Genomic DNA, 15,110 nt, shown 5'->3' with positions numbered 1-15,110 from the left:
TGATGGCAGGTGTTAAAATATTTGATACAACATTAAGGGATGGAGAACAGTCTCCAGGTGTGACTTTAATTCCCGAAGAAAAGCTGGCAATTGCCAAACAGCTGGCCAAGATGAAAGTTAATGTGATTGAAGCTGGATTTCCTATTTCCTCAGATGGAGATTTTAATGCAGTTAAAATGGTAGCTGAAAATGTAAAAGGTGTTGAAGTAGCAGCTCTGGCTAGATGCCGCAAAAGTGATATTGATCGAGCCTGGGAGGCTGTGCAGCATGCTGAAAACCCCAGGATTCATGTTTTTATTGCATCTTCGCCAATACATTTAGAATATAAATTACAGATGTCAGAAGATGAAGTATTAAATAATGCGGTGGAAGCTGTTAAATATGCGGCTCAGTATACTGATAATATTGAGTTTTCAGCAGAGGATGCCTCTCGCACAGGTACTGATTTTTTGGCCCGACTTTTTAAGGCAGTAATTGATGTTGGTGCAAAAGTAATTAATATTCCGGATACTGTTGGTTATGCAGTGCCCTCAGAATTTGGTCAGTTGATCAAGGATGTTAAAGAAAAGACTCCTAATATTGATCAGGCTGAAATTAGTGTTCACTGCCATAATGATCTGGGGCTTGCAGTGGCCAACTCTCTGGCAGCTATTGAGAATGGGGCAAGTCAGGTAGAAGTTTCAGTTAATGGAATTGGTGAGAGAGCCGGAAATGCTGCTCTAGAAGAAATTGTGATGGCCTTATATACCAGACAGGATTATTATAATCTGGATATAACTCAGGATACAACTCAAATTGCTCGTCTCTCTAAGTTAGTAGCTAATTCGACCGGTATTACTCTGCAGGCCAATAAAGCAATTGTAGGAGCTAATGCCTTTGCTCATGAAGCAGGAATTCATCAGGATGGTGTGATCAAGGAAAGAACTACCTATGAGATTATGGATGCAAAAACCATTGGTCTTGACCATAACAAACTGGTTTTAGGTAAACATTCCGGACGTCATGCTCTAAAAGATTTTCTGGAAAAATATGATTATGAACTTGATCAAGAGAGCTTTGAAAGCTTTTTTAAGCGGTTTAAAGATCTGGCTGACAAGAAGAAAAATGTCAGTAATGCAGATATCATTGCTCTTCTGGATAATGAACTCTATGATTACGAAAAGATATATGAAATGGAGTATATATCAGTATTAACAGGTAAGGGACTACTCCCAACAGCTACAGTTAGACTGAAAAAGGAAGGCGAAATTATTCAGTCGGCCGCCTGTAATGGCGATGGCCCGGTAGATGCAATTTTCCAGACTATCAATGAATTAACTGGTATTGAAGATATTAAACTGATGTCTTATAAGATTGATGCGGTTACAGAAGGTAAAGATGCACTGGGAGAGGCTTTTATTGCTGCCGAAATTGATGGCAAAATTTTTACTGGTCACTCATCTCAGACTGATATTACAGAAGCCAGTGCAGCCGCCTACATTGAAGCAATTAATAAGTATCTTGTTTATACTAAAAATAAATAAAATCAAAACAGCCTGAGATTACTCGGGCTGTTTAAGAATATTTTAAAAAAATCTATAATATTATAAGGAATTTAAGAGGAGTGATTAACTAAATGGGAATGACAATGATTGAAAAAATCCTGGCTGCTCATTCTGATCGGGATGAATTAAAACCTGGAGAGATAGTAAACGCCAGAGTTGATATGGTGCTCGGTAATGATATAACAACTCCAGTGGCAGTAAAGGAATTTGAAAAAATTGGTGTGGATAAAGTCTTTGATAAGGATAGAATTGCAATTGTACCTGATCATTTTACTCCAAATAAGGATATTAAAGCAGCAGAGCAGGTTAATATGATCAGAAAGTTTGCCAAAAAATATGAAATTACAAATTTCTTTGAAGTGGGTCAGATGGGAATTGAGCATGTATTACTACCGGAAAAGGGATTAACTTTGCCTGGTGAAATTATTATTGGTGCGGATTCTCACACCTGTACCTATGGTGCTTTGGGTGCTTTAGGAACTGGAGTTGGAAGTACTGATATGGCAGCAGCTATGGCTACAGGTAAAGCCTGGTTTAAGGTGCCACCTACAATTAAAATTATTTATAAAGGTGAGCTTAAGCCTCACGTTAGTGGTAAGGATTTAATTTTATATACAATTGGGAAAATTGGTGTAGATGGTGCTTTATATAAAGCGATGGAATTTACAGGAGAAGCAATTGAAAATCTTTCTATGGACGGCAGAATGACAATGTCTAATATGGCAATTGAAGCTGGAGGTAAAGCGGGATTAATTGCAGCAGACGAGAAAACAGAAGCCTATCTTAAAGATAAAGCTCAGCGTGATTATACTGTACTTAATGCAGATCCAGATGCAGAATATGAGAAGGTAATCGAGATAGATGTCAGTCAAATCACACCTCAGATTGCTTTTCCTAGTCTGCCTGAAAATACCAAAGGGCTGGATGAAATCGAAGAAAAAATTGAAATTCAGCAGGCGGTTATTGGTTCCTGTACCAATGGTCGACTGGAAGATTTAAGAGTAGCAGCAGAAATATTAAAAGGACATACAGTTAACGAAAATGTTCGCTGTCTTGTATTTCCAGGGACTCAGAAGATTTACAAACAGGCAATGAATGAAGGATTATTTGATATTTTTATTGATGCCGGAGTAGCAGTTTCTACACCAACCTGTGGACCCTGCCTGGGTGGACATATGGGTATTTTAGCTGAAGGTGAAAAAGCTATTTCTACAACCAACCGTAATTTTGTCGGTCGGATGGGTTCAACTAAAAGTGAAGTTTATCTGGCTAGTCCAGCTGTGGCGGCAGCATCAGCAATCAAAGGCTATATTGCCGGTCCAGAGGAGGTTAAATAATGAAATTAAAAGGAAAAGTATTTAAATATGGAGATAATGTAGATACAGATGTGATTATTCCAGCTCGCTATCTTAATTCATCAGATCCAGCCAATTTAGCGGCTCACTGTATGGAAGACATTGACGAAAATTTTGCTGAAGAGGTAACTGACGGTGATATTATTGTTGGTGGTAAAAACTTTGGCTCCGGTTCTTCTCGAGAACATGCTCCTCTTGCTATTAAATATGCAGGGGTTTCCTGTGTGATAGCAGAAAGTTTTGCCCGAATTTTTTATCGTAACTCGATTAATATTGGTCTTCCAATCTTAGAGTCACCGGAAGCTGTTAAAGCAGCCGAAGCAGGAGATGAGCTGGAAGTTGATATTGATCAGGGTGAAATTAAAAATATGCGCACAGGTGAGACTTATCAGGCAGAACCATTCCCTCCCTTTATGCAGGAAATTATTAAAGATGGCGGTTTAATCGAACATGTCAAAAAGGAGCTGGTATAGATGAGTAATATAGCATATATACCGGGTGACGGAATTGGAGAAGAGGTTACCCGACAGGGAATAAAAGTTTTAGAGTATCTGGATAATGCCTATAATCTTGGTCTGAAGTTCGAAAAATTTGATCTGGGGGCTGAACGATATTTAAAAACAGGCGATATTTTACCTGATGATGTTTTAAATAAGTTGGAAACCTTTGACTCAATTTATCTGGGAGCTGTTGGGGATCCACGAGTTGAGCCAGGAATTCTAGAAAAGGGAATTTTACTTAAACTTCGCTTTTATTTTGACCAGTATGTAAATTTAAGACCTATTAAATTGTATAAAGAAGAATTTTCTCCTCTTAAAGGTAAAGGAATTAAAGATATTGATTTTACTGTTGTTAGAGAAAATACTGAAGGAATTTATGCTGGTATAGGTGGCTTTTTAAAGAAAGATACTCCAGATGAAGTGGCTACTCAGGAAATGATTTCTACTCGTAAAGGTGTGGATAGAGTAATCAAATATGCTTTTGAGTATGCTCAAGAATTTGGTAGAGAACCTAAACTAACTGTCTGTGATAAGAGTAATGTATTGACCTATGCTCATAATCTGTGGCAGCGCTCTTTTAAAGAAATGGGTAAAAATTATCCTGATGTTGAACAAAATCACTTTTTAGTTGATGCAATTACCATGAAAATGGTTCGTAATCCGGAAATTTTTGATGTAATTGTTACCTGTAATATTTTTGGTGATATCATTACTGATCTTGGAGCAGAAATTCAGGGAGGAATGGGAATGGCTGTTTCTGGTAATATAAATCCAGAAAGCATTTCTATGTTTGAACCCGTTCATGGAAGTGCACCCGATATTGCCGGTCAAAATATAGCTAATCCACTGGCAGCCGTTTTAGCAGCGGGAATGATGCTCAGAGAACTTGGCCATGGTAATTTGACACCAAAGGTAGAAGAGGCAGTTAAGGATGCTTTAGAGAATAATATGGTTACTTCCGATCAGGGTGGAGACTTAAGTACAGATGAAGTTGGGGATTATCTGGTTCAAAATCTTAAAAGCAAAGAGGAAGGTGAGTAGTGATGACTAGTGGGATTAACACTTTATGATACAACTTTAAGAGATGGCTCACAGGGAGAAGGAATTTCTTTATCACTTGATGATAAGCTCAGAATTACAAGACAGTTAGATCGTTTTGGAATTGATTTCATTGAAGGAGGATGGCCGGGTTCCAATCCTAAAGATGAGGCTTATTTTCGCGAAGTTCAGAATATGAATTTAGATCACGCTAAAATAACTGCTTTCAGTTCAACCAGAAGAGCTAATATAAGAGCTGCAGAAGACAGTAATATTTTAAAACTTGTTGAAGCAGGAGTTGATTATGTTACTATTTTTGCTAAAAGTTGGGATCTTCATGTAACTGATGCTCTTCAGATTCCACTAAAGGAAAATATAGAAATGATTAAAGATACTGTTTCTTTTTTAAAGTCAGAAGGATTAAATGTATTCTTTGATGCTGAACATTTCTTTGATGGTTATCTTGCTAATCCAAATTATGCTTTAAAAACATTAAAGGTGGCTGCTGAAGCGGGAGCTGAACTTTTAATTTTATGTGATACTAATGGAGGAATGCTTCCCTCTCAGGTGACAAAAATAGTGCAGGAAGTTAAGGCAGAGTGTGATACTCCACTTGGTATTCATTCTCATAATGATGGCAATCTGGCTGTAGCAAATTCTCTGGCGGCTTATGAGGAAGGTGCAGTTCAGGTTCAGGGCACGGTTGGAGGTCTGGGAGAGCGCTGTGGTAATGCTGATTTGTGCAGTGTTATTCCTGCTCTACAGTTAAAGTATGGTGAAGAACTGGTGACCTCTGAACAATTAAAACAATTAAAACCACTTTATTTCTTTGTTACTGAAACTGCCAATTTAATCCCAATTAATAATAAGCCCTATGTGGGGAAAAGTGCTTTTACTCATAAGGGAGGAATTCATGTCAGTGCGGTTCGTAAAAATCCTCATACTTATGAGCATATAGAGCCGGAGTTGGTTGGTAATGAGCGCCGGGTACTTGTTTCTGAGTTAGCTGGAAAGTCAAATCTGAGGTATAAGTTAAAAGAAATTGGTTTTAATCTTGAAGATTTTTCTGATGCAATGATAAAAAAACTGATCAAAAAAGTTAAATCATTAGAAAATCAGGGTTATCAGTTTGAAGGAGCAGAGGCTTCACTGATTCTTCTAGCCTTCAGAGAATTTAAGGATTATAATCCTTTTTTTGAGATAGAAGATTTTAGAACCAATAGTGTAAACCGTGATAATAAAACCTATTCAGAAGCTGTAGTAAAAATGAAGGTTAATGGTGAGAAGGTTCATATTGCTGCTGAAGGAGATGGTCCTGTTAATGCGCTGGATAATTGTTTTCGTAAGGCTTTAGTATCATTTTATCCGGAAATAACCGAAACCAAACTAATTGATTATAAGGTTAGGGTTTTGAACGGAAATGATGGTACCGCAGCTAAGGTAAGAGTATTAATTGAAACTGCTGATCTGGAAAAATCATGGACAACTGTTGGAGTTTCTACCAATATTATTCAGGCATCCTGGGATGCACTACTGGATAGTATAGAATACTGGCTTTTAATTGAAGCAGGAATAAGTATAAATTAAAAATGAGATAATTTAAAGAGACAGCTGTAGAGTAAGATCTGCAGCTGTTTTACTATGTTATTGTGTTATTTTTCACTAATAAAATAGTTATTAATGTATAAAATTAGAAATAATTTAACTATTAATTTGTATAAAAAGAAAAAAATTACAAAAATATGCAGGAGAATTTTTTTTGACCACGAATTAATAAATTATCATAGAATTTTTTAACAATTAATTTAAATAAAATAAAAATATGGTAATTAATTAAAGAGAAAAGATAAATGGGTGGTAATTTTATGCAAAATTTTTGTGAATATTTATACAAAAAATATAGTTTTGATCAGAAAATTAGAAATGAAATTGAATCAAAAATTACAGAAAAAGGAACTAAGTCTTTAATAAATTATATAAAGGAAGAAAATATATTAAGCGAAAAACAGTTGCTGCAGGCAGTATCCGTATATTTTGAAATTGAATTGTTTGAAAATTCGCAGGTTAAGGTAGATAAAAAAATTGCTCTTAAGCTTGATCTTTCTCAGTCTGAAAAATATAGGCTTTTATTACTGCAAAAAAATGAAAAGATAATAATATTTGGCAGTATTTATCCTCCTGATTTGTTTTTAAAAGAAAAGTTAAAATACCAGTTTAAAAGCAGTATTAAATTTTATTTAATGACCGAAGTTGAATTTAATAGAGTAAAAAATTCAATTTATAATAGTTATTTTCAATTGGATCAGCAGGAACTGCTGAGTGATTTTGGGAATTTTAAAAAAATTGATAGCAGGGATATTGATAGCTTAAAAGATCTTGTTGATGATGCACCAGTGGTTAAATTACTCAATAAAATTTTAACTGAAGCAATTTCATTAAATGCAAGTGATATTCATCTGGAAAAAAAGAAAAATTACTTTAAAATTAGATACAGAATTGACGGTATTTTAAAAAGTTATTATAACTTGCCTGTCGAAATAGCAGCAGCTGTTATTTCAAGAATTAAAATAATTTCAGGAATGGATATTACAATACGTCATTTACCTCAGGATGGAAAACTGGAATTTAAATTCCAAAATTCTAATTATGATATTCGCTGTTCAGTCATTCCAACTATTTATGGAGAAAAGGCGGTTTTGAGACTTCTTTTAAGAAGTGAAAAATTATTGTCAGTTAAAGAACTAAATTTAAATAGCTATAATCTAAAAAGATTCAAAAATATTTTTAAATATAATTCTGGAATAATATTACTTTCAGGCCCTACCGGAAGTGGTAAAACAACAACTTTATTTTCAATTTTAAATAGGCTGGCTGCAGAAAAAAATAATATTATTACTGTAGAAAATCCTGTTGAATATAGATTAGAGCTTCTAAATCAAATTGAAATTAATAATGCTCAGGGCTTAAGTTTTCCTGTTATTTTGAGATCTATATTAAGACAGGATCCTGATATTATTATGATTGGAGAAATAAGGGATAAAGAAACTGCAGAAATTGCAGTAAGAGCAGCCATTACAGGCCATCTGGTTTTAAGTACTATACACACCATTGATAGTGTTTCTGCTGTAACAAGACTTATTGATATGGGGATAGCCCCATATTTAATTAGCAGTACTCTTAAAGCAGTTGTAGCCCAGAGGTTACTGCGTAAATTATGCCCGGATTGCAGAGAAAAAAGAAAAATCACCCGAGAAGAGATTAATTTTATTGGAGAACAAAAATGTAAATATGTTTTTCAGGCTGTAGGCTGTCAAAACTGTAGTGAGGGTTATCTGGGAAGAACTGCAGCAGCAGAAGTACTACTGATTAATAAGGAATTAAGAAAACTGATCAGTCAGCAGGCAGATTATGAGCTGCTCAAAAAAGCAGCGCTGACTTCAGGAATGTTAAGTCTGGCTGATTCTGCTTTTAAAAAGTTAAAAAAAGGTGTCACCTCAAGCGAGGAAATTCTAAGAGTAATCGAACTTAATTCCTGAGACAGGAGGAGATTCAAATTAATTTAAATAGAAAATTTGATCTTAAATTTTTTGCGTCTCAGCTTAAAATAATGTTAGATTCTGGCTTGAATTTAAACAGATCTTTAATGATCATCTCAAAACAGACAAAAGTTCAGCAGGAAGAAAAAATTTACGGAGAGCTGTTAAAAAATATTGAGTCAGGTTTAAGTCTTGCTGAAGCAATGGAAGAGGAAGAAGTTTTCACCAGTCTTTTTACTGAAGTAGTTAGAGCGGGAGAAGAAAGTGGGACTCTGGTTGAAGTTTTAGAAAAGCTGGAGAAATATTACAGCAGCCGAGAAAAGCTGAAAAAAGAAATTAAAAAAGCAGCTTTTTATCCACTTACTGTAATTATTACTATTTTTACTGCAGCTGTTTTTATTTTTAAATTTATTTTACCTGTATTTGTGGATCTATTCGCAGAATTTAGTGGAGAACTACCGCTAATTACTGAGATATTTTTGGTGTTGAGTCGAGCATTTAATGATTATTTCTATATAATAATAATTTTCATAATATTTTCAATAATATCTTTTGTATATTTTTACAAAAGTGAGAAGAAGAGAGATTTAAAAAGTAAAATCATTATGCATATTCCGTTTTTATCAGTTGTTTATCGTGATCTGATTTTAACTCAAATAGCTATTTATTTAGCTCTATTCTTAAAAAGTGGTTTAAAATTAATTTCTGCCCTGGAACTTGTAAAGAATATAATCAGTGATTATCATTATCAAAATTTTATAGATAAAACAACTTTGAATATTTCAAAAGGGGCTTCTTTAGCGGAGTGTTTTGCGGATAGTAGATATATTCCTGATCTATTTTACTATCTTATAATGACTGGCGAAGAGACAGCCCGAATGGAAACTATGTTGGAAAGAGCAGGTGATTATTATTATCAAAAATTAAATGATGAAATTGCTCAAATGCTGCAGTATTTAGAGCCGTTTTTAATAACATTAACTGCAATTTTTGTTGCTTTACTTGCTGCAGCAGTAATAATGCCAATGTTTCAGATCTATTTAATTATTTAATTTTATGTTTAGGCTGATTTAAATTGATTTAGCTTTAACTTAATGGAAACTTAACAGAGAAAGGAATTTATTAATGATAATTGAATCTAATTTAATAAACAGAAATTTGACTAAAAATGAAGAGGGATTTACTCTAATTGAATTATTAATAGTAATTGTAGTACTTGGAATTTTAATGTCAATGGCTGTACCTGCATTAAGTGGAGTTAAAAATAAAGCAGATACAGCAGTAGCTAAAGCTGATCTTCATAATATCATGCAGAGTCTTGAAATGTATTATCTTGATCATGGTGAATATCCCGGCCAAAGTACTAAAAGTGATATAAGTTCGATTAGCAGTGATTTAACTGAATTAAATATAAAAAATTCAGAGACTGATTACAGTTATCAGAGTGATTCTGATACTGGAGCAGAAAAATATATAATAATTTATCAAGCTGCTGCAGATGAATTTTATTATATTTCTACTGCCGAATCTTCCCTAACAGGACCTGAAGCTACAGAACCTACATTATAGCTCAATGGAAAAGAGGCAGGGTTTTACTTTGATTGAGATTTTAGTTGTAATTACAGTAATGGGGATTTTATTTACAATAAGTTATCGTCCACAGTTTAAAAATGATTTTACAATCAGGCAGGAAATTAACTGTTTAGCAGCAGATTTTAGGTGGGCCAGAAATAAGGCAATCCTGGATAATCAGACTTATATTTTTAGAATTTATACAATTAAGGAAAGTCCTGAATCCAGTAAAATCCCTTATTACTTTTATGTTGAAGAAGATGAAAATATGATTATTAAGAAAAAAGGGTACTATTCTTCTGATTTGATTCTTTATAAAACCTTAAGCTATAAAGCGGTAACAGATAATTATTATGAATGGATTAGATTTAATAATACAGCTACAGCTAGAGGCGGAACAGTTGCCCTGGCTAAGGCAAAAACAGGGGCCAGAAAATATTCAATTACAGTAAATCAATTAGGGAGGGTTAAAGTTGAAAAATAATGCTGGATTTTCTTTACTGGAGGTTATAATAACAATTTCTCTAGCAGGAGCTGTTCTGGCAGTGATGAGCAGAACAATCAAAACTGGACTGGAAGTACACACTTTTCTTGCAGACAAAAATGCAGCTGTAAACTGGACTGAGTCTGTATTAGAGGCTTATAAAAATAGAGAATTAATTAGTGAGGGGGTTGAAGACAGCAGCAGTGAGTTTATTAGAAATTTAGAAATGCTGGAAAATGAATCTCTACCCAGAGATTATGAGATGACAAGAGTTGAGGTGATTCCATATGAAAAAGATGGAATAAAATATGATGGTTTATATAAGTTAAAGGTTGAAGTTGATTTTAAATGTAGGAATAAGGAGCATCAGAATGAAGTTTTCAGTTTGTTGCAGAAATGAACTTAAGGTTGAAGAAGGATTTACTCTGTTAGAAATATTGATAGTAATTACTATCTCATCTTTGCTGGCTGCAATCTTTATGCAATTAATTATCAGCCTCTATCAAAGCAATAATTTTTTAAACCTTCAAAATTCCTGGCAGCTGGATGGTTATTTGGTTGTTGATTTTATGTCCTTACAAATTAAAAATGCCAGTAAAGTTGAGATTATTAATCAGAAAGAAATTGATGTTTTCAGCTATTATGGCGAAGAATATCAGTGGCTTAAATTTAATATCTATCAGAGTGGGGGACATAATGCTCTTGGGAGAGCAATTGGAAGTAATAATCCTGATTTTAAAGATTTTGGTAGAAACCTTGCTCTGGTAGATCAGATTGAAGATTTAAATTTTAAATTAGTAGATCCAGATTTGCTTAAAATCACTCTTTGGGTAAAAAAAGGAGAGAAAAAATTAATTATTAGCAGGTTAATAGATTTATAGATTTAAAAACAATAATAAAAGCAGGTTTAGATTATGATGATAAAAAATAATAATGGCTTTGTTTTATTTCTAAATTTGATTTTGATTACATTAATTGGGCTGTTTATACCTCTTTTAATTCAACAACAAAGAATTAATTTTAAAATTTTAGATAATAGAATTGTGGCAGCTCAAAATAAAGAAGCAGTTGATTCAGCTCTGCAGTATCAGCTCTATTTTTTGAAAAACGAAGATCTACTGCTTAATGAAAAACTGGAATTAACTAGTGAGTTAAAAGTAAATATTTATGGAAGGGAGGATGATACATTTATCTATCTTTTTGCCAGAATTGATAGTGAAATTCCTTATAATGCTGAAATGAAACTGGAAAAAGAAAGTTTAAGAATCATTGAGAAAAAAATATATAGGAGTGATTGATAATGTTTAATAATTATTATTCAGTAACAATACCGGCTGAGGACAGTCTGAAGAATTTAGTTGCCAGAGCAAAAGACAATAAGATTAATTTTGTAGATGGTATTAATGAGATTTCTTCTATAGGTAAAATCAAAAGATTTAATTTTAACTGTCAGTATATAGTTTTGCTGCCTGCAGCTTCACTTTTTTATCACTCAGTTGCACTGGAAGAAAAGAACCCTTATCGAATTAGTGAAGATAATATTTTGAGTAAATTTGCTGAGGTAAAAAGTAATTTTGAAGACGAATACTACTATGATTATTTAGAAATAGTCTCCAATCAGACTCAGGAACGAGAGGTTAAATTTTTTGCAGCGGATAAAAGAATGCTGGATCCCATAACTGCAGATATGGAAAAATATAAAAATAATTATTTGGTTTCTGCTCTTCCAGTTGCTATATTTTCAGTAATCAATAAAATTGTAGATGCAGAAAACTATCTTCTTTATTATCAAATAAATGGCAGTTATACCTTACTGACTGCATTGAATAAAAAACTTGATCTACTTCAGTCCTCAATTAAAGAGAAAGAGTTGAAACAGGAAATTAAAAGAACAAAAAAATATTATTTAAATAATAAAAATATTAAACTTGAGATTCTGGAAGGAAAAAGTGATTTGCTAAATCTTGGTGATTTAATAGATTTAGAAGCAGATGATTTTGTGTTTTTGACTTCTTTACTCTGGAGTATCAGCAAATGCCAGTGATTTTTAAAGAAAAGAATTTTGACCGAACATTGATTTTAATAAAATATTTTTTAGTTATTATTTTAGTACTGCTTATAGCCCTAATTATTGTAAATTATAATCTCAAAAATAAAAATAACATTTATCAATCCAAATTAGAACAGCTTAAAAAAGAGGCAGACAAATACTTTTATTTAAATAAAGAAAAAAGTAAAAATAAAAACCAACAAAATATTACTCCCAAAAAATATATTTTATTAAAAACTCTGGCAGCAAAGACTGAAAACGTGATTTTTAATTCTGTATATTTCAAAAATAACAAAATTATTCTGAATGCAGAAAGTGAAAACCAGAAAAATATATTTAGATTTATTGAGCATTTAAAAACTAATAATAATTTAACCAATATAAATTTAGTTAAGATCAGACAAAATAATAAATATTTTTTTCAACTTGAAGCAAATACAAGTCGGTAATGGGGTGTAAGGATGGAAAAAAATATGAACAAACCACTAATAATTTCTTTATCTTTTTTGGTCTGTTTTTTATTAATTATACAGATTGGAAATAGCAGAGTATTATTTGATAGACAAAAAACACTTAAAGAAAACATAGAAAAACAGCAGCAGAAAAATATTTTATTAAAAAATAAATATTCTTTAAATGAGACCTTTTCTCAAGCTGCTTCTCGAGAAAAAATAGTTAATTTAAAAGAAATAACTACCCAAATACTTGCGGAATTAAAGCTTTATCATTTAATATTAATTGATTTTAGCAGTACAAAAAATGAACTTAATTTAAATTTAACTGGAGACTTTAATTCTTTTCTGAAATTTCTATACTATATAGAAAATGAACTAAAAGTTTTAAAGATTGAAGAATTTAAAATAAAGGACAATAGTAAAAGCTTATTTTTCTTTTTGAAATTAAAAAAAGAGCTGATTTAGATGAAGAAAATTCTTATAAATAAAAAAATGATTTTATTTTTAGCTGTTGGATTATTGCTTATAGTCTTTTTGATCTGGACCCAATTTTTTGGAGTTGAAATAAGCGATATTTATGATCAGCCTGATAAGTTTAAAAATGATAAAATATTTGCTGAGAAATCGAAGCAGAAAAAAATAGTTAAAACAGAAAATGAGGTTTCTAAAGAAAAAATAAATGAAGTAAAAAATGAAACACAACTGAAAACAAAAATTAAAGAAATTGCTTTGATCAGCGAGATCAAAGACCCCTTTAAGTCTGTTAACAGCTCTCAGAACTCTAAAAAAAGAGCTTTAAAAAGTATAAATAAACCAGATCAGTTGTCAGAAAGTAATAATAAAGAAAATTATAATCCAAAACTTATAGATTTAGAAAAAAATATTATAGCTGATGATTTAAATAACCATTCCAGTAAAGATAATAAGCTGCAGGTTAAAAATAATAATTCTAATGAGGCAAAAAAAATAAATATAGAAAGGGTTAAACTTCCCTTTAAATTATTGGGTATTATTCGAAAAGGAACAAAATCTACTGCTTTATTTCTCTACCGCGGACAAACTGTGACTAAAAAAGAAAATGATAAAATTGGTAGGTTTACAATTAAAAAAATTAATAACAATAAATTAACTATCAGTTATCAAAAAGCTGAAAGAATGATCAATCTCTGGGAGGTTGAAGGAAATGAAAAGTAAAGTACAGAAAGTGTTTCAAATATCAATTATTTTAGTTATTATTTTGCTGGTTTCCGCTTTTGTTAAAGCAGAAAAAGGATCGGAAAATAATTTGATCTCAATTAATTTAAGAGATGTAGAGCTGGAAACAGCTCTAATTATGCTGGCAAATACTGCTGATAAAAATTTGATTTGTGACAGTTCAGTTAAAGGAAAAATTACAGTTATTTTTAATGATATTCCCTTTGAAAATGCTTTGAATTTAATTACTGACAGTTTTAATCTTGATTACAGTTATCAAAAACAAATAATTTATATTAGTACAAGAGAAAAAATGGCTGCCAGAAATCAAAAATTTGTCAGTAAAAGTTATAAATTCAATAATTTAAGTTCTGAATTAGCTGCTGAGATTTTAAGAAATAACTTTGAAGAAATTAAGATTATTAACTTAAATAGTGAAGGTCTGATTATTAACTGCAAGGAGAAAAATTTAAAAGAGTTAGAAAAAATAATATCTCAGATAGATCAGCCTCAAAAACAAATAATGATCAAAGCTAGAATAGAAGAAATAAGCAGAACAAAGATAAAAGAATTGGGTATTAATCCCAATCAGCTGGCTGAATTAAAGATTATAAAAAATGATTCTGGAAATATTGAAAAATTAAAACCGGGGTGGCCGGAAACACTTAAAGCGCTGAATGAAAAAGGGCTTTCCAATATTCTGGCAAATCCCAGCCTGATGACACTGGATCGAAAAAAAGCAAAACTTGTAATTGGTGATCAAATTCCAGTTAAACTGGAAAGAATAGAATCAGATAAAACTGTATCAACTATAAGTTATATTGAAGCAGGTATAGTTCTTGAATTTCTCCCTAAAATTATTAATCAAAATCAAATTCTTCTCGAAATAAAGCCTTCAGTAAATAGTATAGGACAAATACTGGCAGATGGATTACCGGCAGTGAATTCGCGCAGTGCAGAGACTACGGTTATATTAGAAGACGGAGAAACACTTGCAATTGGTGGTTTGATTAAAAAGGATGAACTTAAAACTGTTAAAGAAATTCCTATTCTTGCTGATTTACCACTTCTTGGATCTCTTTTTTCTGCCGCAAAGAATACAGATATAGAAACAGAACTTATAATATTTATAACTCCAGAAATAATAGAATCAGAAGTCAGAATGGTTCAAAATAAAATAACAGAAAGTAATAATAATGAAATTAATAAAAAAATAAATAGTCAAAAAGAGGAGATTAAAGGGGAAAAGCAGAATAAAAACAATAGAGAGTTTAAAACACTAACTGAGGAAGAATTAAAAGAAATTATCAATTAATAAAAGGATATTTGCAGTTTTTAGAGAAATTTAATTCAGGGGAAACCCTGAATTTTCTTTTAATTAA

At 32.0% G+C, this 15,110-nt stretch carries 17 protein-coding genes; all 17 read left to right on the top strand.

What is annotated here, in order from left to right:
* The first annotated feature begins 2 nt into the window (after positions 1–2).
* Positions 3–1,523, top strand: coding sequence for a 2-isopropylmalate synthase (locus BW929_RS01680; protein WP_076543623.1), 1,521 nt, complete (start codon positions 3–5; stop codon positions 1,521–1,523).
* Between the two features lie 92 nt (positions 1,524–1,615).
* Complete coding sequence (leuC, locus tag BW929_RS01675) at positions 1,616–2,881, top strand: 3-isopropylmalate dehydratase large subunit (protein WP_076543622.1); 1,266 nt, start codon at positions 1,616–1,618, stop codon at positions 2,879–2,881.
* The gene (gene leuD, locus BW929_RS01670) at positions 2,881–3,372 is read left to right on the top strand and encodes a 3-isopropylmalate dehydratase small subunit (protein ID WP_076543621.1); all 492 of its coding nucleotides are present in this window, start codon (positions 2,881–2,883) and stop codon (positions 3,370–3,372) included. Before leuC ends, leuD begins: the two co-directional genes overlap by 1 nt.
* Positions 3,373–4,440 (top strand): 3-isopropylmalate dehydrogenase, encoded by a 1,068-nt coding sequence (locus tag BW929_RS01665; RefSeq protein WP_076543620.1) that lies wholly within the window; start codon positions 3,373–3,375, stop codon positions 4,438–4,440. It begins immediately after the preceding gene.
* Positions 4,441–4,449: 9 nt separating this feature from the next.
* A complete protein-coding gene (cimA, locus tag BW929_RS01660; RefSeq protein WP_076543619.1) occupies positions 4,450–6,024 on the top strand; it encodes a citramalate synthase in 1,575 nt (524 codons plus the stop codon).
* Between the two features lie 278 nt (positions 6,025–6,302).
* The gene (locus BW929_RS01655) at positions 6,303–7,973 is read left to right on the top strand and encodes a GspE/PulE family protein (RefSeq protein WP_076543685.1); all 1,671 of its coding nucleotides are present in this window, start codon (positions 6,303–6,305) and stop codon (positions 7,971–7,973) included.
* Positions 7,970–9,025, top strand: a complete 1,056-nt coding sequence (locus BW929_RS01650) for a type II secretion system F family protein (protein ID WP_327077755.1) — start codon at positions 7,970–7,972, stop codon at positions 9,023–9,025. Before BW929_RS01655 ends, BW929_RS01650 begins: the two co-directional genes overlap by 4 nt.
* Before the next feature lie 73 nt (positions 9,026–9,098).
* Positions 9,099–9,542, top strand: a complete 444-nt coding sequence (locus tag BW929_RS01645; protein ID WP_076543617.1) for a type IV pilin protein — start codon at positions 9,099–9,101, stop codon at positions 9,540–9,542.
* A gap of 4 nt (positions 9,543–9,546) precedes the next feature.
* Positions 9,547–10,029 carry a pilus assembly FimT family protein gene (locus tag BW929_RS01640; RefSeq protein WP_076543616.1) on the top strand — a complete coding sequence of 161 codons (483 nt, stop codon included), beginning with the start codon at positions 9,547–9,549 and terminating at the stop codon, positions 10,027–10,029.
* Positions 10,019–10,429, top strand: coding sequence for a prepilin-type N-terminal cleavage/methylation domain-containing protein (locus BW929_RS01635; RefSeq protein WP_076543615.1), 411 nt, complete (start codon positions 10,019–10,021; stop codon positions 10,427–10,429). Before BW929_RS01640 ends, BW929_RS01635 begins: the two co-directional genes overlap by 11 nt.
* A complete protein-coding gene (locus BW929_RS01630; protein WP_076543614.1) occupies positions 10,401–10,910 on the top strand; it encodes a PilW family protein in 510 nt (169 codons plus the stop codon). The genes BW929_RS01635 and BW929_RS01630 overlap by 29 nt, the downstream gene beginning before the upstream one ends.
* 33 nt (positions 10,911–10,943) lie before the next feature.
* On the top strand, positions 10,944–11,327 hold the full coding sequence (locus tag BW929_RS01625; RefSeq protein WP_076543613.1) for a hypothetical protein: 384 nt from the start codon (positions 10,944–10,946) through the stop codon (positions 11,325–11,327).
* Between the two features lie 2 nt (positions 11,328–11,329).
* Complete coding sequence (locus tag BW929_RS01620; protein WP_076543612.1) at positions 11,330–12,073, top strand: hypothetical protein; 744 nt, start codon at positions 11,330–11,332, stop codon at positions 12,071–12,073.
* Positions 12,064–12,528: a hypothetical protein gene (locus BW929_RS01615; protein ID WP_076543611.1), complete on the top strand. Its 465-nt coding sequence runs from the start codon at positions 12,064–12,066 to the stop codon at positions 12,526–12,528. Before BW929_RS01620 ends, BW929_RS01615 begins: the two co-directional genes overlap by 10 nt.
* A 12-nt stretch (positions 12,529–12,540) precedes the next feature.
* Positions 12,541–12,999, top strand: coding sequence for a hypothetical protein (locus tag BW929_RS01610; RefSeq protein WP_076543610.1), 459 nt, complete (start codon positions 12,541–12,543; stop codon positions 12,997–12,999).
* On the top strand, positions 13,000–13,728 hold the full coding sequence (locus BW929_RS01605; RefSeq protein ID WP_076543609.1) for a hypothetical protein: 729 nt from the start codon (positions 13,000–13,002) through the stop codon (positions 13,726–13,728).
* Complete coding sequence (locus tag BW929_RS01600) at positions 13,718–15,043, top strand: type II secretion system protein GspD (RefSeq protein ID WP_076543608.1); 1,326 nt, start codon at positions 13,718–13,720, stop codon at positions 15,041–15,043. Before BW929_RS01605 ends, BW929_RS01600 begins: the two co-directional genes overlap by 11 nt.
* Positions 15,044–15,110: the final 67 nt, after the last annotated feature.

Origin of the sequence: Halanaerobium kushneri, assembly GCF_900156285.1 — a bacterium.
In the GTDB taxonomy this organism is placed as follows: domain Bacteria; phylum Bacillota; class Halanaerobiia; order Halanaerobiales; family Halanaerobiaceae; genus Halanaerobium; species Halanaerobium kushneri.
The sequence above is the reverse complement of the archived record's forward strand: the minus strand, read 5'-3'. Positions and strand labels throughout refer to the sequence as shown.